At 64.5% G+C, this 20,557-nt stretch carries 13 protein-coding genes; 7 read left to right on the top strand and 6 right to left on the bottom strand.

What is annotated here, in order from left to right; translation table 11 throughout:
- Nucleotides 1-50: 50 nt before the first annotated feature.
- Nucleotides 51-1,181 carry an NAD(P)/FAD-dependent oxidoreductase gene (locus LCD33_RS13415; protein ID WP_224966383.1) on the top strand — a complete coding sequence of 377 codons (1,131 nt, stop codon included), beginning with the start codon at nt 51-53 and terminating at the stop codon, nt 1,179-1,181.
- A gap of 124 nt (nt 1,182-1,305) precedes the next feature.
- Entirely contained in the window at nt 1,306-2,115 is an 810-nt protein-coding gene (locus LCD33_RS13410) for a class I SAM-dependent methyltransferase (protein ID WP_224966384.1), read from the top strand.
- 1,391 nt (nt 2,116-3,506) lie between these two features.
- Here the strand turns inward: LCD33_RS13410 and LCD33_RS13405 are convergent.
- From LCD33_RS13405 to LCD33_RS13390, 3 genes are all read right to left on the bottom strand, one after another.
- Nucleotides 3,507-4,565, bottom strand: a complete 1,059-nt coding sequence (locus tag LCD33_RS13405) for a hypothetical protein (RefSeq protein ID WP_224966385.1) — start codon at nt 4,563-4,565, stop codon at nt 3,507-3,509.
- Nucleotides 4,562-4,915: a PadR family transcriptional regulator gene (locus LCD33_RS13400; protein ID WP_224966386.1), complete on the bottom strand. Its 354-nt coding sequence runs from the start codon at nt 4,913-4,915 to the stop codon at nt 4,562-4,564. The genes LCD33_RS13405 and LCD33_RS13400 overlap by 4 nt, the downstream gene beginning before the upstream one ends.
- 1,239 nt (nt 4,916-6,154) lie before the next feature.
- Nucleotides 6,155-6,847 carry a TetR/AcrR family transcriptional regulator gene (locus LCD33_RS13390; RefSeq protein WP_224966387.1) on the bottom strand — a complete coding sequence of 231 codons (693 nt, stop codon included), beginning with the start codon at nt 6,845-6,847 and terminating at the stop codon, nt 6,155-6,157.
- Between the two features lie 122 nt (nt 6,848-6,969).
- Here LCD33_RS13390 and LCD33_RS13385 point away from each other — a divergent pair, with 122 nt between their 5' ends.
- From LCD33_RS13385 to LCD33_RS13375, 3 genes are all read left to right on the top strand, one after another.
- Nucleotides 6,970-8,514 (top strand): MFS transporter, encoded by a 1,545-nt coding sequence (locus LCD33_RS13385; protein ID WP_224966388.1) that lies wholly within the window; start codon nt 6,970-6,972, stop codon nt 8,512-8,514.
- Nucleotides 8,515-8,527: 13 nt separating this feature from the next.
- Complete coding sequence (locus LCD33_RS13380; RefSeq protein ID WP_224966389.1) at nt 8,528-11,677, top strand: bifunctional cytochrome P450/NADPH--P450 reductase; 3,150 nt, start codon at nt 8,528-8,530, stop codon at nt 11,675-11,677.
- A gap of 206 nt (nt 11,678-11,883) precedes the next feature.
- The gene (locus tag LCD33_RS13375; protein WP_224966390.1) at nt 11,884-13,041 is read left to right on the top strand and encodes an MFS transporter; all 1,158 of its coding nucleotides are present in this window, start codon (nt 11,884-11,886) and stop codon (nt 13,039-13,041) included.
- Between the two features lie 93 nt (nt 13,042-13,134).
- Here LCD33_RS13375 and LCD33_RS29390 read toward each other — a convergent pair whose 3' ends face one another.
- From LCD33_RS29390 to LCD33_RS13360, 3 genes are all read right to left on the bottom strand, one after another.
- Complete coding sequence (locus LCD33_RS29390) at nt 13,135-14,517, bottom strand: M28 family metallopeptidase (RefSeq protein WP_224966391.1); 1,383 nt, start codon at nt 14,515-14,517, stop codon at nt 13,135-13,137.
- The gene (locus LCD33_RS13365; protein WP_308011274.1) at nt 14,514-15,911 is read right to left on the bottom strand and encodes an NAD(P)/FAD-dependent oxidoreductase; all 1,398 of its coding nucleotides are present in this window, start codon (nt 15,909-15,911) and stop codon (nt 14,514-14,516) included. Before LCD33_RS13365 ends, LCD33_RS29390 begins: the two co-directional genes overlap by 4 nt.
- A gap of 319 nt (nt 15,912-16,230) precedes the next feature.
- The gene (locus LCD33_RS13360; protein ID WP_224966393.1) at nt 16,231-17,640 is read right to left on the bottom strand and encodes an FAD-binding oxidoreductase; all 1,410 of its coding nucleotides are present in this window, start codon (nt 17,638-17,640) and stop codon (nt 16,231-16,233) included.
- A gap of 205 nt (nt 17,641-17,845) precedes the next feature.
- Here LCD33_RS13360 and LCD33_RS13355 point away from each other — a divergent pair, with 205 nt between their 5' ends.
- Nucleotides 17,846-19,261 carry an amidase gene (locus LCD33_RS13355; protein ID WP_224966394.1) on the top strand — a complete coding sequence of 472 codons (1,416 nt, stop codon included), beginning with the start codon at nt 17,846-17,848 and terminating at the stop codon, nt 19,259-19,261.
- Between the two features lie 149 nt (nt 19,262-19,410).
- Nucleotides 19,411-20,043, top strand: a complete 633-nt coding sequence (locus LCD33_RS13350; protein ID WP_224966395.1) for a TetR/AcrR family transcriptional regulator — start codon at nt 19,411-19,413, stop codon at nt 20,041-20,043.
- Nucleotides 20,044-20,557 lie beyond the last annotated feature (514 nt).

The following is a 20,557-nucleotide window of genomic DNA, read 5'->3' as shown; positions in this document are numbered from 1 at the left end:
TGATCAGGCGCACGGGGCAAGACTACACGATAACGATTATCATTTTCATTATGACGCTGGTTGCAGACACCCGCCGGATCGATGCGCTCGTCGTCGGAGCTGGCCCGGCCGGTCTCGGCGCGGGGCTCGCGCTGATGGCCGTGGACGAGCTTGTGGTCGGGATCGTCGAGCGGGGACGGGTGGGCCAGACCTTCCGCCGGTGGCCGCAGAAGATGCGCTTCCTCACGCCGTCGTTCACCGGCAACGCCTTCGGGGCGATCGATCTGAACTCCATTCACCCGGAGACCTCACCCGCGCATACCCTCAAGATCGATTACCCGTCGGGGAAGGGCTACGCCCACTACCTCGACCGAGTCCGCGAACACTTCAACGCCCCCGTGCTGGAGGAGTGCGGCGTTCTTGCCGTCGACAGGAACGGTGCGGGCGAGTTCGTCGTTCAGACCAGCCGCGGCCCGATCACGGCACGAACGGTGATCTGGGCCGCTGGCGAGTTCTCCGCACCTGAGGCCCCGAGAATCCCGGGCGCTGAACTCGGGGTGCACACGTCCAAGTCCGCGGCCTGGTCTGCTCCGCACGGTCAGCCCGTGACCGTGGTGGGAGGTTACGAGTCGGGCATCGACGTGGCCTGCTCGCTGGTTCACCAGGGCAATCCGGTGACGGTCGTGGATCCACGTGCTCCGTGGGAAGCGGAGGGTTCCGATCCGTCGATGGTGTTGGCGCCGCGTACCCGGCAGCGACTGGAACGGGCGAGGGCCAGCGGGCTCCTGCACTTCGCATCCGGCGCGGCCGCCACGTCGATTCGTCGCAACGGGGACGCATACGTCGTGCACACGACTGAGGGCGACGAGATGCGAACGGAGACCCCGCCGGTATTGGCGACCGGGTATCGCCCGGCGCTGAACGCGGTGGAGGGGCTTTTCGTCGCGCGAGAGGACGGATGGCCACTGCTGACCGAAGACGACGAGTCCACCACCACCCCGGGGCTGTTCTTCTGCGGGCCGTCGGTGCGGCACCGGGCGCTGCACCTGTGCTTCGTCTACAAGTTCCGGCAGCGCTTCGCCCATATCGCTGAGGTCATCGGAAAGCGCTTGGAAAAAGACACCGAAGGACTCAAAACCTGGCACGCTGCCGGCATGGTCGTCCACGACGTGGCTGCGTGCGATGTCGACTGCGCGTGCTGAGCGTCCTCCGGCGACCGCACGCCCCCGCCCGACGGCCGAGGTGCTCTGCGCCACCGATGGATGAAACGCGCAGATCATTCCTAACCCCGAAGTGGGGCGTCCGTAGAGATGAAAGGGATTTCGGGTGAATGCAGGAAAGCTGGGTGCATTGTTCGGGGCGACGAGGCAGGACTATGTCGCCTGCACGCCGCTGGTCTGGGGGCCGATGGGGCGAGCCCTCGTCGATGAAGTTGCTCCCGGTGCAGGACACCGGGTGCTCGACGCGTGCTGCGGAGCCGGAGCGTCGGCGATTCCCGCCGGGCGTGCCGTGGGAGAGAGCGGAACGGTCGACGCGGTAGACCTCGCCGCAGGCCTGCTGACCGCCGGCCGAGAACGGGCCGACGCCGAAGGAGTCGGCAACGTGTCCTTCTGGGAAGCGGACGTGACATCCTGGCAGCCACCGAATGGGATGCCCTACGACAGGGTGCAATGCGCGTATGGTGTGTTCTTTCTGTCGGAGATGGATACGGCGGCGGCCCGCTTGGTCGGCCTGCTGCGCAGCGGGGGACGATTCGGAGTCAGCGTGTGGCGCAGAGGCGCGATCGAAGAATACAGCAAGGCGTTTTACAACATCGTCGAACGGTACAAACCGAACATCGCGGACGGGCAGGATCAGCCGAATCCCATCACCCGAATCAACACTCGGGAATCGCTGTCGCAATGGTTCCAAGGCCTCGGTCTCACCGAAGTCACGGTGCGGGAAGTGCCCGGCGCGGTGCCGTCCGGCCAAGATTTCGCCTGGCGGTTCGTTCTCGGTAGCGGACTCCGCGGTGCCCTCGACGGTCTGACGCCCGATCAGGTACGCGCACTGCGCGGAGATTTTCTCGCCTCGCTGGACGAACAGGATGTGCGGACAGTGGATACCAGCACGCTCGTGGGCACCGGGGTCCGTTGATCGCGTGCCGGGGCGCACCGGTTCCAGGTGAGCCTCGTTCGAGTCCTGAACTCCCGAACGTGGAGGCAGACGGGCGGCGATTGCCGTCCGTCTGCCATCGGTTCGATCTTTCCGAAGCTGTGACCCAGGAATCCTATGCGCCATCCTGAAAATATGGGTAGTCGCGCTCCTTTTGGTCGGTATTATTCGGGGCGATGTAGTGCACGCAGTGAATCCACAGCACGACACGAGACCGCGAATGTTCTCTGGACAGTGATGCTCGTCGATAGCGCTCGGCACTGGACCGAGTGAGGCGGTGCAACGAAGCTTGGGGGAGCCTTGCATGCGACAAGGGGATAGGCGAACAGATACTAAATGGCAGGCAGGGGCCATGCTCGGCCAAATATTTGCAATGCCGCGGATGGTGTGCACAGACGGGCGGCGAGGCGCGCGAGGGCTGGGCGGTCACTGAGCGCGCGGCCCTCGACGTCGCGAACGATCGGTGTGGGGTTCACGGCGGGGGAAATGCCTGTGTGGGGGCGAGAGGTGTGTCAGGGTGTCATGTCGGCAAGTTCGGCACCGATGCAGAGTCGGGCGAGGCCATCGAACGTCGTTCCGTAGTCCCCGCGCTGTACAGCGACGGTGTCTCCGACCTTTCAGAGCGGTGAAGAGGGGCGAACGCGAACCGAAGCCGGGGAACGTCGGTTACTGCCGGCGAGGTTGGGTTCGACGGGGAGTACGGCGGCATAGTCCTCGATTCGCGGAGGTGGCGGCGCACGGTTTCGGCGCAGTCTGAGCAGCACCAGGCAGTGAGGTCTGCGGGGTTGGTGCAGGGCGCACCGTGATCGTTCTCGTTGGTGGGTCCTCCGGTGGGGTTCGGTGTGGTGTTGATCGAGTGATCGGTCGGGAAAGGTGGTCAGCGATGGCGTTTTCTGCGCTAGCGTTGGTTCTGCGAGTTCCTCGTGCAGGGCCGGTTTCGGGAAATTACTGTCGCGTCGAAGCCGGTGAGTGGCGCTCGCGCGAGTGCCCGGGCTGGGGTTGAACCTCCATCGACCTCAGCCCGGCCTCCCTGTTTCTGGGGTACCCATGGGGTTACGAGACAGCGTTTAGGCCAGCCTGCGGGTGCTCTCGGCGTGTTCTCGGGAGTCTCGCCGACACGAGCCAGGAACCGTGAACGACCTGATCGCACTTGTCGCTAGCCAGCGCACTCTTCAGTCACTCCTGTCGCGGGCTCGTGGGCGCCGGGTTCATGGGTGCGACCGTGCGGGTTCCGCCGGTCCAACGCCGTCGCCCACGAAGCTCGTCTCCGGACCGCTTCCCGCGCTGATCGCTCGGCAGCGGTCCGGGGCCTCCCGAACCTAGGGCACGATCGCGTTCATCGGAGAAGCCGACCGGTCCCGCGCTTTCGCGGCTCAGGCCTGGCGGAGGAGCCGCTGCAACCAGAAGGCCGCGGTGCTCCCGGAGAGCAGGAGCAACACGCCGGCGGTGAGGAGCCGTCCGCTCCACTGCCAGCCCTCGGCGGTCCCGTGCGTGAGGACCAGTCCCGCGGCCAGGGCGGCGAGCACGGCCCAGAACCAGGCCAGCCGCCGCGAGCGCACCCGCTCGGCCCGCTCGAACCGATCGGCGTAGCTCTCGGGGGAGCCGAACTCTTCGCGCGCAGATCGGCCGGACTGCGCGATGTGGTCTCGGGACTCGGCGATGATCTGCGCTACGCGGGCGTCGGTCATGTCGTCCCGGCGCCGCAGGGCGGCGGCCAGGTCATCGCACCACGCCGCTTGGTCGTCGCCGACGGCCGAACCCGGTTCCCCGGCGGGCCGCGCATCAGGCTGCGGCCACACCTTGCCGACGATCCAGGCGGCGGCCCACCAGGCTCCCCCGAGCACGAGGTGCCAGAACCCACCGGCTTCGAAGGCGGGGCTATCGCCGAACGTGAGGAAGAGCGTCGCGATGATCAATGCCAGTGCCACGACGGTGCCAGCGGCCAGGCCCACCGCGGAGTGGAAGGAACGCCCGACCCTGGCCCGGTGGAAGGTCTGGAGAACGGCGAGCGGCGCGGCGCTCAACAGGAGCGGGAACAGCACGTACATCGGGGTGTAGACCTCGGTGCCCCCCTTGTCGAGCAGCGTCAACAGGAACTGGATGCTCGAGATGAGGCCTGCGCCGATCAGCGAGACGATCACTAGGTCGCGTCGGGTGGTCACGTCCGGCTCGGTCCGGACGTTCTCGCCGTTTTCCCACCGTTCTCGCTGGTACTTCCCGGCCCAGTCGGCAGGGGTGCCGAACAGCTCCGCCGGAGCCTCCCCGCTGTCCGCGACGGTGGGCAGCAACTCGCGCACGGCTTCGTCGGCCACCTGGCGCGGGACGCCGTCGAGCACCAGGCGCGCAACGGCGAACTGCGCCCAGTCGCCGTCGGTGCTCACGCCACGTGCTGCGGTGAATTGTTGCTGGACCGATTCCAGTCCGGTGCTCATGAGCGTTCTCCTTCGTGATCGGTGTGTTCGGAGCTCAGCGTCGTGACCAGGTCGGTCCACTGTCCGCGTTCGCGCGCGAGGCGCTCACGCCCGGCAGCGGTGAGCGTGTACGCGCGGCGACCTGGCCCGCCATCTCCCTCGTGCCATGACGCCGCGATGGCGCCTGAGGATTCGAGCGTGCCGAGGAGCGGGTAGAGGGATCCGCCTCGCGGGCGGCCCATCCCGAGCCCCTCGAGTCCTGCTGCGATCGCATAGCCGTGGAGCGGGCCGCGCTCCAACGTCGCAAGGATTGCCGTCGGCATGGCGGCCCGGATCCAGGCCGCCGGCCACGCCGCAACGCTGTCGTTCATGTATCTAAGTACACTTCATACTTAGATAGATTGTCAAACACCCGGACCGCACGACGACGGCGGAGCGGGCACCACCAGGGTCTTCAGCGCTACGACGGGGGATTCGCCGGCGAAGCCCGTGCGGCTGGCGAGCTGGAGCAAGTCCTCGGGTGGATGCCGTTTCGGATGCCCCAGCAGAGGCGAAGTTCGCCGAGCAGTGGTGCCGAATGTGGCTTCGGCGTTCCAGTGGAGAGTGCCGAGGCCGGGTCCGCGCTGGTCACCGCGGCGTGCGATGTTGGGCTGATGTTGCGGTCCCGGAGCGCGTCTGGCGCGACGTCGAGCGCCAGCTCAAGCCCTCCCCGTGGCATCGTGACGCCACCGCGCCACGTGCGGGCCAGCGGTAGGCACTCGGCGGGTTTCGCTTGGTGCGCCGAGTACTGGGCGCGGCGTCCAGTCTCCAGCAGCTGCTTCAAGTTCGGTTCGCGGCAGTGCTCGCGGCGGAAGGCCGTGATTCCACGCGCCCGCTCCCGTTCGACCACGTCGGCGCGTCGGGAGAATCCATTAAGGGGGCGTCTCACTGTGGGGGCGCTCAGGTGAGGGCTGGCAGGGTGAGGAATCCTGCGAAGCTGCTGGCTTTGCGTTCCCGCCGCGGGGTTAGAAAGCGATAGTTGAACAACCAGGAAAAGCTGCGTTCGACGCGACACCGGTAGCGCCCGAGCCTGGTGCTGGATTCGACGCCCGTGCGGGCGTTGCGGGGCACGATGTTCCCGTTGCGCAGCCAGTGGGCAGGTCATCGTAGACGTAGCCTTTGTCGTCGTGGATTCGCAGTGCGTCCATGTCATGGGTGTTGGCCGCGGAGACCGACACCGATAGAGGCAGCCCGCCCACCTCGGTAGAGATATGCAATTTTGACCGCTTTTTGCCTCGGCCAACGGGCTTCGGTCCGGTGCCGATCCCCAGTCTCGTCCGATTCCTCACTCTCAGTTCAAACGTCCCCACGCGAGGACGTGGAACGACAGTATGACGCAGCCGCAGATTCGATCTGATGCGGCCCATCATCTGATAATTATTACGATATCTATGTTCCCGTGAAGGCCTCTCCCTCACGGGGTGGACTTAAGTGGCGACGTCGTTTTTCAAAGCGAGATCGGGTGGCAGCGCTCCGTGAAACAACTTACGACGCAGGGTGCTGGGGGTCTGTTTGTAAGGTGTGTCGAGCGGTCCTGTGACCCCCGGTATTCGAGGAAGGCTGATGGGGTGTCATTTTTGGCTGAGGGTTGGTCGTGCGATGGAATCAGTTGGCCGAGATCGGCGCGTGGGTTGCTTATCGCTTTTTTGTGCGAGTGCTGCGGCGATGCTTGCGAACTGGTCGAGGCTGCGGCGGGCTTGGTCGTTGTCGCGGTGTGCGAGCCATGACCATGCGACCCCGTTGAGGGTATCGAGGACGAGTTCGGCGAGCGTGCGTTCGTCTTGAAGGAATGTCAGTCCTGCTTCTGCGCCGAGGCGTTTGATGTATCCCGTCGTCTTGTTCAGGGAGACGTCATGTTCCCATCGCGGCAGGTCCTGGAGTTCGGGATTGTGCAGAGCGAAGCTGCCCAGGTCGAACAGGACCAGCTGGGCCTCAGGGTCGGATTCGATTTGAGACCAGAATGCAAGTAGCAGCGTTCGGATGTTCTCTTGAGGACTGGCCTGCGACGAGATATCCGGCCAGGCTGCGCCGAGGTCAATCTCGATGTCGCTGGCCAAGAGTGCGGCGTAGAGATCTTTTTTGGAGTGAAAACAGTAGTGGAACGCGCCGTGAGACATGTCGGCCTCGGCGCAGATCGCCCGCGTGCTCGCGGCCGCGATGCCGTCGCGCTTCATCACCCGTAGTGCTGCGTCGAGGAGCCGTCGGCGACGCTCGTCGGCGCTGATCTTCTTCCGTGGTGCCGTCACCGTCTCGTGGTCGCTCATGGCCTCATCCTAGTTGCCGTCCCCCCGCTTGAGCATGTGACTCAGACAGACGACTTGGCCAGTTGACCTAGTCGGTTGGCCAAGTTACTCTCGAGTGAGAAAGATTCGGGCTAGGAGACGACATGCGCGCAGGTGAGGGCACGGAAACCGGTTGGCCGATTGCTGGTCGCCGGTGGTGGGCACTGGGCGTCTTGACCGTTCCGGTGCTGTTGATGAGTGTCGATCTGACGGTGTTGTCGCTGGCTGTTCCGCACCTGAGTCAGGATTTGGCGCCGTCGGGCACACAGCTGCTGTGGATCATCGATATCTATGGGGTGTTCCTCGCGGGGTTGCTGATCTTGATGGGCGCTTGGGGGGACCGGATCGGTCGTCGCAGGTTGCTGTTGATCGGTTCGGCGGCCTTCGGGGTGGCTTCGGTTCTGGCTGCGTTCGCGTGGAGCCCGGAAGTGTTGATTCTGGCCAGGGCGTTGTTGGGGGTCGGCGGTGCCACGTTGATGCCGTCCACGCTGTCGTTGATCCGGTCGGTTTTTCAGGACGCGACCGAACGGCGGCGAGCGATCTCGGTGTGGATGGCGGTGTTCGCCGGCGGAGCGGGGCTCGGTCCGGTGATCGGCGGGGTGCTGCTGGAGCACTTTTGGTGGGGCTCGGTGTTCCTGATCAATGTGCCGATCATGATCGTACTGTTGATCATTGGCCCTGTGCTGCTGCCCGAGTCGAAAGATCCGCGGCCTGGCCCGTTCGACGTGCTGTCAGTGATCTTGTTGATCGCGGCGATTCTCGCGGTTATCTTCGGATTCAAGGATGCGGGCAAACAGGGATGGAGCTTTGTTTCGATCGCGTGGATTCTCGGCGGAATTCTGATCGCATGGACGTTCACCTACCGGCAGCGCACGCTCACCCATCCTTTGATCGACATTACGTTGTTCCGGTCATTGCCGTTCACTGTTGCGGTGCTGGCCAACGTGGCGGGCGTGTTCGCGATGACCGGGGTGCTCTACTTCTTCCCGCAGTACGTGCAAGTCGTCCTGCAACGGTCCCCGCTTGAGGCCGGATTGTGGTCGTTGCCTTTGGCTGCGGGCGCGATCCTGGGGTCGCTCGCCGCTCCATCGGTCGCGAGGGCACTGTCCATGGGATGGGTGATCGGCTTCGGTTTGGCCACGGCCGCATGCGGCTATCTGGTGTTGAGCTTCCTGGGCGGGAACGAGGCGATGCTCCTGTCCTTCACAGGCGGCGCGTTCTTGGGCCTAGGAGTCGGCGTGGCCGACACTCTCACCAACGACGTGATTATCGGCACGGCGCCCGCGGACAAAGCCGGCGCCGCAGCCGGTATCAGCGAGACCGCCTATGAGCTCGGCGGTGCGATGGGCACCGCAGTCTTGGGAAGCGTCGGTGCGAGTCTTTACACCGGTACCGTCGCCCAGAATCTCGCAGGAGAGCTCCCCGACGAGGTCGTCGGCCCGGCTTCGGAGACGGTCGGCGCGGCCAGCGGCATCGCCACGACACTACCGCCCGAGTCGGCGGCACCGTTCATGGCGGTCGTGAGCGATGCGTTCGTCGGTGCGATGACACACACCTTCTTCGCCGCAGCAGTCATCGTCGCCCTCGCTGCGCTCGGGGCCGTGCTCGCGCTCCGGAAGCATCGATCCACTACCCAGTCTGACCATTGACAAGGAGATTCTGATGGCCGATCAATCCGGTGCGATCGCGGCGGAATGGATTCCCGGTCCCAAATCGTTGCCTGTGGTGGGCAACTTGTTCGACGTGCTCGGAGGAACGCAAGAGACCACAATCGAATTCGCCGAGGACTATCACGCCCGATTCGGTGGTATCTTCGTCCTCAACGTATTGGGGCAGCGCCAGATCTTCGCTTCCCACCATGAGCTCGTAGCGCAGATGTGCTCGAACCCGCTATGGTCGAAATCGGTGCACGATGCTCTGAAAAAGGTTCGCGACTTCGGTGGTGACGGGCTGTTCACTGCTTACAACGAGGAACCGAACTGGGGCAAAGCTCACCGGCTGTTGATGCCGGCGTTCGGCACTATGGCGATGAGGGACTACTTCCCGCAGATGCTCGACATCGCCGAGCAGATGATGACCCGCTGGGAGCGGTTCGGACCGGACCACGCCATCGACGTTGCCGAAGACATGACCAGGCTGACCCTCGACACGATCGCGCTGTGCGCCTTCGACGTCCGCTTCAACTCCTTCTATTCGGAGAAGCCACATCCTTTCGTGGACGCGATGGTGCGCGCACTGGTCGAAGCTGGCGAACGTACGGAGCGGCTGCCCGGCGTGCAACCCTTCCTCGTCGGCACGAATCGGCAATACCGGGACGATCTGTCCACCATGCGACAGATCACTGAGCGCATCGTCGCCTTGCGGACACGCACACCAAGCGAGGAACGCCCGGACGACCTGCTGGAGCGGATGCTCAGCGCCGCAGACCCACTCACCGGGGAGAAACTTTCGGAAGAGAACATCCAGTACCAGCTGGCGACATTCCTCGTCGCAGGGCATGAGACCACCTCCGGGCTGTTGTCTTTCGCCACGCACGAGCTTTTGGCTCATCCTGATGTGCTCGCCAAAGCACGCGATGTGGTGGATCAAGTACTCGGGGACAGGACTCCCCGATTCGACGACCTCGCCCGCCTCGGCTACATCGGCCAGGTTCTGCGCGAGACGCTGCGGTTGCATCCCACCGCACCCGCCTTCGCTCTTACGCCGAGTGAACCCACGACTCTCGGCGGATACGAGATCGGCCCGGACGACAGCGTGATGGTCATGCTTCCCGTGCTGCACAGGGATCCCGCGGTGTGGCCAGAGCCAGACCGGTTCGATCCGGATCGCTTCGCCCCGGACCGGATGGACGAGATCCCCGAGTACGCGTGGATGCCCTTCGGACACGGTGCCAGGGCCTGCATCGGTCGTCCCTTCGCGCTGCAGGAGGCGACGCTCGTGCTCGCGATGGTTCTCCAGCGCTTCGACATCACTCTCGTCGACCCAGGCTACGAGCTTGCAATCAGCGAGTCGCTGACCATCAAACCCAAGGACCTCGCCGTCCGAGCCAAGGCCCGGACGAGCCGTTTCCGAGCCCAGGCTGAGACCGCCTCCACCGCCCGAGCAGCACGACCAGTGTCGCCGACGCGCGCCGCGGACGGACCACCGCCGCACGGCACCCCTATGCAGATCCTCTATGGCTCCAACGGCGGCAGCGGTGAACGCCTGGCCCGCACCATCGCCGCCGACGGGGCCGCTCGTGGTTGGAACACCGCCGTCGCGGCGTTGGACGACTACGGAAAACCACTTCCGGTCGACGGGCCGGTCGTGATCGTGACCTCGTCCTACAACGGCAACCCGCCCGACAATGCGGTGACGTTCGTCGACTGGCTCACTCAAGCATCGCCGGATCTGTCCAACGTGGACTACCTTGTGCTCGGCTGCGGCAGCCTCGATTGGGCTCCCACCTATCAACGGGTGCCTGCCTTGATCGACGAGGCGATGAGCGCCGCCGGCGCCACCAGGGTTCGCGAACGTGGTGCCATCGACGCACGTACGGACTTCTTCGGCGATTGGGAACGCTGGTACCAGCCGCTGTGGGCAGAACTTGCCACGCACTACGGGATCGACGACACCCAGCCGACCGGGCCGCGCTACCGAATCACGGTCTCCGACCAGCCCGATGCGGACCGTGACGCCGCCACGGCGGTGGTACTGGAAAATCGTGAACTCACCCGCGGTCCCGCCGAAAAATCGAAGAGACACCTCGAACTGCGCTTGCCGGAAGGGACCTCCTACCGCACCGGAGACTACCTTTCCGTGCTGCCCCAGAATCATCCGAGCCTGGTCGCACGCATGATCGCCAGACTCGCCGTCGGCGCCGACCAGATCGTGACCGTCGTCTCCGATGCGCCCAGCGGCAGGATCCCCGTCGACCTGCCCACGAGGGTAGACGATCTGCTCACCCGCCATGTCGACCTTTCCGCGCCGGCCTCGCCAGGCGTCGTCACGGCCCTGGCCCAAAGCACGAAATGCCCCCCCGAACACGACGAACTCGACAAACTCGCCGGATCGGAATACGCGGATGTGGTCAGGGCACGACGGTTGTCCCTGCTGGATCTGCTGGAAATGTTCCCGTCCTGTCAGGTCGATCTGGCGTGGGTTCTGGAGAGGCTGACTGAGCCGCGCGTGCGCCAATACTCGATCTCTTCGGCTGCCGAAGTGCAGGCCGACGTCGCGCTCACCGTGTCCGTCGTCGAAACCCCGGCGCTCTCGGGCACCGGTACCTACCGGGGAGCCGCCTCCAGCTATCTGCAGCGGGCACTGCCCGGCGATCGGATCACCGTGGCCCTCGCCCAACCGCAGGAGTCCTTCCGCCCGCCGTCGGACAACTCGGTACCGATCATCATGATTGCTTCTGGATCGGGGATCGCGCCGTTCCGGGCGTTCATCCAGGCCCGACACGCCCGTGCAGAACGGGGCGAAGCACAGGGCGAGAACGTGCTGTTCTTCGGCTGCCGACACCCCGAACACGACGACCTCTACGTGGACGAGTTCGCCCCGCACGAAGCGGCCGGGACCCTACGGACGTACCGGGCCTACTCGCAGCGTCCCGACGACCACGTTCGCTACGTCCAGCACCGGCTTTGGGCCCAGCGCGACACCGTGCTCGATCTCGTGGAACGCGGTGCCCACGTCTACGTGTGCGGCGATGCCACTGGCATGGGGCCCGCCGTCGAGGACACCCTCATCCGAATCGGCCATCGTGAACACGGCTCCGACTGGATCGCCCGGCTGGCGGCCGACGGGCGTTACGCGACCGACCTCTTCTAACGGACCGCGCAGGCCAGCGCTGTGCGGCACGCACACCGAGATGTATCTTTACCGTAATATAACGTGAATAATATTTCGTGTGGGTGTGCGGACCCAGGAGGGCGGGTAGCAGCTGAGCCCGCCGAATCCGCCCGGATCACGGCTGATGCCCCCGAGCGGGGACTGGCGGTCGGCGTCGATGAGAAAAGAGCTCATATGTCAGATCAATGTCCACGGTGGACGAACCGATGCGGTCACTGAGCCGCTCCTCGTCCGGGATCGGCTTCGGCGTCGGTGCCGCACTGATTACGGGGGCTTCGCTGGGAAACCTAGGGGCCAACTTGATGCCGGTGCTGTTACCGGGCGTGGCGAACAGGTTCCACCTCTCGAACGCCTCGGCGGGCATGGTCGCCACGCTGCAGCTGCTGGCAACGGCGCTGGCCGCCCTGATCGTGGCGCCACGGGCGGCCCGGTCTGGGCGGCCGCGCGTCGCCACGTTGGGGCTCGCCGCCACGGTTGCCGGCTTCGTGGCCGCCGCCGCCGCGCCGGATCTTGCGGTGCTGGCCCTGGGAAACATTGTGGCCGGGGTGGGGCTCGGCATTGGCTACGCCGCCGCCATGGCCGCGATCACTGCTACACGTGACACCGACCGGGCCTCAGTTGTTGCCGTCGTAGGCGGCACGATCGTGATCGCGGTCCTTGTCATCGCGTTACCCGAGGCGAACGCCGCGTGGGGTGGTGCGGCCGGCTTCGCGGTTTTAGCAGCGTGCTGCCTACCGGCTTTCTGGCTGGTGCGCGCTCTTCCCGACAGTGTTGAACCCGATCGGGCAACTGGATCGGCTGTCTCGGTGCCCGTCGTGTTCCTGCTTGCGGTCGCACTGTTGGGGGCGGCGGATCAAGGGGCCTGGTCCTACAGTGCCGTGCTGGGCGAACGCTACGCTGGGATGTCTACCGACGCGGTCTCGGTGGTACTGGCGATCGCATCGATCACATCATTGGCCGGAGTCGGCCTGAGCGCGATGGCGGCCGGCAAGTTCGGACGTTTGCCCACCATCGCCGTTCTCACTGCCGTGGAGGGGGGTGCCAAGTTAGTGATCGCCGCCGACCCCTCGCCCCTGAGCTACGGCGGTGCTGCGATCGTGTGGCAGGTTTGCTTCATGGGCCTGCTCGTCCAAGTCCTCGCCGTGGCGGCGGCCGCAGACCCCAGCGGCCGCTGGGTTGCGGCCGCCAGTGGTGCACTGGCGATCGGCACAGGGCTAGGGCCCGCCCCCGCGGGCTGGCTCCTCGACTCATTCGGCGCACCGACGTTCGGGCTAGTCCTCGCCCTCGCAACCGGTGTCGCAGCAGTGCCTCTTTTGCGTGCCATACGTCCCATCTGCCAGTAAATGGCAGCAGGCGGGCTAAATAAAGCGGTCCTGGCTGGACTGGGGAGAATTCTCCCCAATCCAGCCAGGACCGCGAATCGCTGGGACGACTGTTCAGGGGTGGAAGTGCTTCCGTGGCTCGTCTAGCAACTCGGTGGCCAGCTCGGCGAACATGCCGGTGATCGGACGAAGCTGGTCCCGGTCCACCTTGTCGAGCGTGTCGCACTCGTCGTAGAGGTAGATCGGCGCCGAGATGAAACTGATGACCGGAATTCCCGCCTGGTAATGAAAATCGGCATCAGTGGGCATCTCCGCGGTGGGGAGAAACGAGGTCGGAAGGAGCATGATCCGGTCGAGTGGACTCGTTAGTTTCACGAGCAAGTCTTCGACTTTCTGTCCGGTTCGGTGCAGCACCAGCCGGAGTTCTGATTCGTCGCCTGTCACCAATTCGCCATCGACAACACGGCCAGACCGTGCGATGTGCTCGATGGCTATATCGATAAGAATCTCTCGACCGTCTTCTGGGTGGTCGACGTACTTATCAACGAACGCCTGATGTGCTTCGTATCCGGTGAAATGGGTATCCATGCTGGCGAAAATGAGGGTACGGGCGCGTTCCTGTATGGGGATGGATGCGAAGTACTCCGCCAGGGCGATCACGACCGCAGTCCCGCTCGCGTCTTCGACCGCTCCGGACCACACTGAATCGTGGTGCGAGTGGATCAAAATGGATTCGGAGCTACGTCCGGGCAGGACCGCCACCGGACTGTATCCGGTTGCCGGCTCGCGGCGGCCGTGCAACGACAGCGTAGCCTCAACGACGGGGGTAGCACGTAGACGGGCCCGGACCTCGTTCGCTTGCCTGCGAGTGATCCACATTCCTGGAATAGGGATATCACCGATATCCTCGTTGATATACCTGTTGGAATCGAAGTAGTCGGCCAGTACGGCGATAAATCCAACGGCCCCGGACTGTACGAGACGAGGAATGATGTCGGGCAGTGACGTATGGTAGGGGTCGATGAGCTTCCCTTCGGGCAACGTGCCATCAGGGAACGAGGTGGAGATTTCATGGCCCGCTTCCGCAGCGACGTCGGAGCCGATGAAATGTACATCAAAAATGACGATCGCACCTGTTAATTCCTCGGCGGTTGGCGAGCTGTCGAGATCAACGAGCCGCGCAGTGTAGCCATCGCTGCCGGTGGAGAACTCCGCAATGTCGTTCTCGCCTATGAACGAGTGTGTGACCGGGAAGCACGGTACGTCTGCGCCGCCGACGGTCAATCCCCAGTGATCTGCCTCCCAGCGGGTGGAGTGGCACTCATCGATGCGAACGTCGGTGATGCCGAGCGCGCGGAAAGTATCGGCAACATAGTAGGCCGAGGATTTTCCTTCGGGGGTGCCGGTTCGTCGTGGCCCGATCGAAACCAGATCGTGGATGGTGTTGAAAATCTTATCAGTGCTGGGAAGCAGCTCAGGTTTGAACGTGTTGGTCACTTGAATTCCTCTTTTTCTGTCGTGTTACCCAACAGGCGTGCGGCGAGGTGTTCGCCGACTCGGACGGCGCCATCGACGTGCAGGAAACCGTGCCCGGCTGTGTCGCTGCTGCCGAACTCAAGGGGCCCCGCCGGCTTGAGCAGGGCTGCTCCGTAGCGGGTCAGGCCTCCCAGGTCGAACGTGCTCCCGTAGGCGCCGCCGGTCAGCTCCTGGTGCTGCCAGTCGGATTCCACGTAGAGCAGTGGGTCACGGGCTAGATCACCGAAGTAAGCCGCCAGCGAGTCGAGAATCCGCTCGCGACGTGCCCTGCCGCTGAGGCGGCTCACCTCATCGGCGTTCACATCGGAGACGAACCCGACAAGGAACCCGCGCTGATCGTCGGCCGGAGCGTTGTCGTAGACCTCGTGCACCACCTGATACGGGCTGAATCCGGTGCCGCTGAGCCCTTCTTCGCGCCAAAACGGGTTCGGATACGCTGCTTGCACCTTGATCACAAGACCGAATGACTGATGCTCCATGGCCATCCTGCGCTCAGTCGGCAGCGCCGGCGAGAAACGGACCCGACGAAGCACTGGTGGCGGCACGGCCAGTGCGACCTGACATGCCCGGACCGTCTCATCCGCGGTGTGCACAGTGGCGCCGTGGTCATCCCACACAATCCGGGTGACCTCGACGCCCAGCCTTACTCGTTGTCCGAGCCGCTCGGCGAGTACGAGGGGGACCGACTGCAGGCCGCCCTTGACGCGCCGGTCAAGGATGACATCGGCGTCGAGCAGATTGCTGAACGAGCCTGCGCTCGCCGACATCTGGAGAGCCTGCAGCACGGAAAACGCGTGCGGCGGTTTGGTCAGCATCGCGGGTCCGATGTAGAGCGCGATGTTCTCGCACGCCTCACGATCGTCGCACTGCTGCTCAAGCCACGTACCGAAGGAGACCCGGTCCAACCGTCGTGCATCGGGATGCGTCCAGGGCCGCTGGGGATCGATTTGAGCAGCGAGTGCGTCGAGAGTCGCGGTCAGTGTCTGGATTCCGGCCGCAGTCCGCCCCCGCACCGGGAGCTCGTCGTCGAAGCGATGTGATCTTCCACTGCGGTCCAGGTAGAGAGAGTGCCCGGCCCGATGGCGAGTAAAGGTCTGCAGCCCGAGTTCGTCGAGCAGCGCCAGTAGTGCGGTCTGGTCGGGGGCGATCCACTGACCGCCCATCTCGAAGTCCGCCCCGTCATCGTCACCGTATCGCTCGGTGAGCAGCCGACCTCCGACCCGTTCACGGGCTTCCAAGACCACCACGTCACGTCCTGCCTCAGCCAAGCGCCACGCGGCGGTCAGGCCGGTCACCCCGGCACCGACCACCACCACGTCGTGTCCTGCATCCCGGGAAGTGCTGGTGAAACTCACGATTCGCCTCTCCATCGATCGAGAACGTCGAGCACTGCAACGGGGCGTGATTCCCGGGCTGGTGCCATGATGGCCTGGTCATCACCGGAGTGTTCGGCCCCGGCATACGACATTTCTGACAGGGGCCCGCCGAAATGGTTCTCGCCGACGAGGACGACCTCGTCGGTGATCTCGGTTCCCGAGACGTGGCTGGCACGTTTTGGTTTCGTTGCAGGACCTGATCCGGACGCCACACCTCGGTTTGACCCGTCAATAATTCTCAGGGGCTGGTGGGGGTACAGGCCGAGCGGAACGTGCGCAGTCGTCGATGACCATCGCACTATGAGTCGAACCCCAGCCCCAGACGATCGAGCAATCGCAGCCACACGTTGCGCCGTCCTGTACGGTCCTCGCGTTCTAATGACCAGCGAGTGATCCGGATGCCGAGCCAGGTGATCGGTTCGGGCGGGAACGGCATCGGTTTTTCCCGAACCATGCGCAGGCGGGTGCGTTCGGTATCGAGGCCGGCAAGCTGATCCAGCATGACGTCGGCGGCGAACCGCGAGGCACCCACGCCGAGTCCGGTGAACCCCGTTGCATAGGCAGTTCGGCCCCGGTGAGCGCGGCCGAAGAAAGCAGCGAAGCGAGTGGAAGTGTCGATGACCCCTGCCCAGCGATGGGTGAATCGAATTCCCTCAAGCTGAGGGAACGTATCGGCGAAGTGCTGCGCGAGCTTCTCGAAAGTGGTTCGCCGATCCTGAAGTTCGCTGCGGATGAACCTGCCGAAGTGATAGACGGCATCATAACCGCCCCAGAGAACCCGGCGGTCCGGTGTGATCCGGTAGTAGTGGAACTGGTTACCGGAGTCGGTCACACCGATGGCGGGGTCCCAGTTCAAAGAACGAAGCTGCTCGTCGGTGAGGGGCTCGGTCGCAAGGACGTAGTCGTAGACGGGGACGACCGACCAACGCGGCCGATTCAGCGGTCCGGGGAAGACGTTCGTCGCCAACACGACGTTCGCGGCGTGCACGGTACCGCCGGCGGTCGTAGCCCGGACCCGACCGCCTTTGTACCGCAGCGAGTCGAGTCGGGTGTGTTCATAGATCCGCACACCGTGCGCCTCAGCGGTGTCGGCCAACCCCCACGCCAATCGTGCCGGATCGACGACGGCGCAGTCGTCGCGGCTGTACCTCCCGGCAAGGTAGGTCGGTGAATCGACGATGGACCGGGTGGTAGTGGCATCGAGGAAACCTTCGCGGTCCGGGCGCAGCCGCAAGACCTCGTGCGAACGAGTGGCCACGGACAGCGAGCCCCCGCGGCGGAACCCGCAGGCGATACCGTAGCGGCCGACGGTCTGCTCGATGTCGTCGAGGTTGCGCATGCCGATCTCGTCGAGCCGGTCGTATTCTTCGGGCCAGCGGGCGCGCCCGTTGTGCTCGCCGTGAGTGATGCTCGCCTCGCACAGCCCGCCGTTTCTGCCGGTGGCGTGTTCGGCAATGCGGTCGCCTTCAATGAGCACGACCCGGCGCCCCGGGTCGCGTTCGACAGCTCGAAGCGCAGTCCACAGGCCGGTGAAGCCCCCGCCGACCACAAGCAGATCGACTTCGATGTCGTCGGTGAGCGGAAGCCGCGGCGCGGGACGGTCGGGAGTGTCCAGCCACAGGGGGCGAAGTTTGGACCCTTCGAGCGGGTCAGGCCCCCACCCGCGCTCACGCGGCAGGCGCGGTCTGCTGATGCTCGGATCGCTCATCACTTCTCCCCGCTCGGCCGATGGCTCTCATCGGGACAGGTGGTCATGCATGCCTCCCGGCTGATCCCGTCCGGCCGGTCCGGTCGGGCGTGTCCGACGATAGCAGGAAGTATCCGTTGCGTTATACAACGTGTGTCGCACATAATCGGCATGATCTGTTGGGCTACCGGGTGTTCACCGCGGTCCGGGACGGGATGGAGCAGGCATGTCGGATGAGCTGTACTGGAAGACCGCCATGGAAATCGGGGAGCTCTACCGGCGTCGTGAGGTCTCGCCAGTCGAAGTGGTGGACGCCATACTGGATCGGATGGATCATGTCGACCCGCTGCTCAATGTCATGGTCACGAGGGCTGGCGACGAAGCACGGGCGCAGGCCCACAAGGCCGAACGTCGGCTGCGATCCGGTGAGCACCTCCCGCCGCTGTTCGGGATTCCGGTCACCGTGAAGGACCTCGTCGAGACCGCGGGGGTGCGCACCACCTATGGCTGTACGGCTTTCGCCGAATTCGTCCCGGACGACGATGCGATCGGCTGGGCACGACTCAAGCAGCAGGGCGCCATCCTGCTCGGGAAAACCACCACACCCGAATTCGGGCTACTCGGAGTGACCGAGAGCAAGCTGACGGGATCGACGAGCACGCCATGGCGGCCCGGGTATACCGCCGGCGGATCCAGCGGGGGTGCCGCCGCGGCTGTCGCCTCCGGGGTAGGGCCGGTGGCCTGGGGCACGGATGGCGGTGGCTCGATCCGAGTACCCGCTTCGCTATGTGGCGCGGTGGGAATCAAGCCGTCGATCGGACGGATCCCCACCGTCGACAACACCGACGGTGACGCGACAGAGGGGCCGATCGCGCGGACCGTGCTCGATGCGGCGCTGGTGTTCGAAGCGACCCACGGGCACCACCCCGCCGACCGCTTCTCGATACCGCGAGATACGCGCAGTTACGTCGAGGCGGCAGGCACACCAGGCGATCTGACCGGCATCCGTGTCGCAGCCTGCTCCGATCTGGGACAGAGCGTCCTCGACCCTGAGGTGCGGGCGGCATTCATTCAGGCGCTGGAGGACATGCGCTCGGACGGTGCCGTGGTCGAGGAGGTGAGCGTGACACTGCCTGACACGGCTCAGTTTTTCGAACGTATCAACGGATTTGACTACCTGGAACTCGTCGAGCAGATGCATGCCAACGGCGTCGAACTATGGCCGATGTGCCACGACCTCGCTCGACGTGCCGAGGGTGTCACCGGCAAAGAGGTCAACTGGGCTTTCCGTGAAGGAAAGACCGAAATCTACAACGCCTTCGCCACGGCCATGGCCGGAGCGGACGTGCTCGTCACCCCCACGACCCCGGTGCCGGCCTTCCCCCACGGTGGCGATCGCGGCCCGATCCGCCTCGTCGACGGCCAGGAAGTCCCTCCACTGGGCATCCTGATCCATTCGATGACCGAGCCGCCCAGCCATGCCGGCTTGCCAGCGCTGAACCTGCCCTGTGGCTTCGACTCAGAAGGCTTACCGATCGGCCTGCAGTTCGTCGGCCACCTGTGGGCTGACGCCGATGTCATCTCCATCGCCGCACGGTACGAGCGCATCACGACCTGGCACGCTCGCCGCCCCGCACTGTGAGAAAGCACTTGTAAGCCGCTTCGGGCGGCCGTACCCCTCGCCGCGAAGTAGCGCCGCCGCTCGGGACGATCGCCTGAACCAGCGGATGAGTGGGCCGACTCAGCGGTGACGAGTCGGCGGGCCCGGCGACCTCATCTATGATCGCGTCGTTGTACAACGATGTGACCGATAGAAGCGGGGGCGGCGCAGTGCCGATTCATGTCGACCATGAGCAGCGGCGACAGGAGATCGTGGCCGCGGCGACCGCGGTGCTGGGAGAATCCGGGTTCGCCAAGTTCACGCTCCGCGCTGTCAGCGACCGACTCGGAGGTTCGGTCACAATGGTCACCCACTACTTCCCGAACCGGGAGGCGTTGCTGACACGAATGCTTCAGGAAACCCTGGACGAGGCGCAATCCATGCAAGAGGAACTCGCCTCGATCGAAGACCCACATGACCGCATCGAGGCAGTAGTCCGATACTTCCTGCCGATCGACGAGGAGGCGATGGCCGTCGAGCGCGCCCGTGTGGCGCTGGTAAGCCACCGCAATGTGGAACCGGCCGTCGCACGACACCTCGACCGCATCGAACCCGGTATGCGCGACCTGATCAAGAACGCGGTACAAAGTTTGATCCCGCCCGAGGAGCTCGACGCGACAGTAGACCTCATCCGACTATGGACCAGCGGCGTCGTGCTGTCGGCAATCGAGCACCCAGAGTTGTGGACCGCCGAAAGGCAAATCGAAGCAATGCACCACTTCATGCGGCTGATCGACCTACCGGTGAAGGTGTCTTGGCAGTAATGGTGTTAAGTATAGCCAGCGTCCGGTATCGGGGGGATCGTGGCTGGAATTGTGTTACTCGCTGTACCTCTTGGATGTTTTCTGCGGTCGTGATGGTGTCCGGAATCCGCAGGTGATCGTCACCGGCATCGCCCCTTGCTCTTTTAATATCACGTGGGGGCCACTGGTTGAGAGGTGGCGAGTGCGGACATGAATTCATCTTGATAAATGTTATCCGAAAATTATCGGCACGCATCACGCTCTTGATTTCTTTTTCGAATAGCTCCAGCGGGCGGTTGGCGGGTCGAGAAATCATGTCTCAGTGAACGATGTTAGCGCCGCTATGTGCTTTCCGGGAATTCTCGGCCGGTGTCGGTGAGGGTGTAAGACCATGCTGTCGATTCTTCTATATAGCCGTATTCTTTGGGGTCGAGGCGTCTGGCTGCGACACGGCTGATGTCGACTTTCGGGAGTCCGGGGGGGGAGCGCTGGCGACGCGAGCGAGGGCTTCGTACAGCCAGGGGCGCAACGGGGC

The sequence above is a fragment of the Saccharopolyspora sp. 7B genome (assembly GCF_020177435.1).
In the GTDB taxonomy this organism is placed as follows: domain Bacteria; phylum Actinomycetota; class Actinomycetes; order Mycobacteriales; family Pseudonocardiaceae; genus Saccharopolyspora_C; species Saccharopolyspora_C gregorii.
The sequence above is the reverse complement of the archived record's forward strand: the minus strand, read 5'-3'. Positions and strand labels throughout refer to the sequence as shown.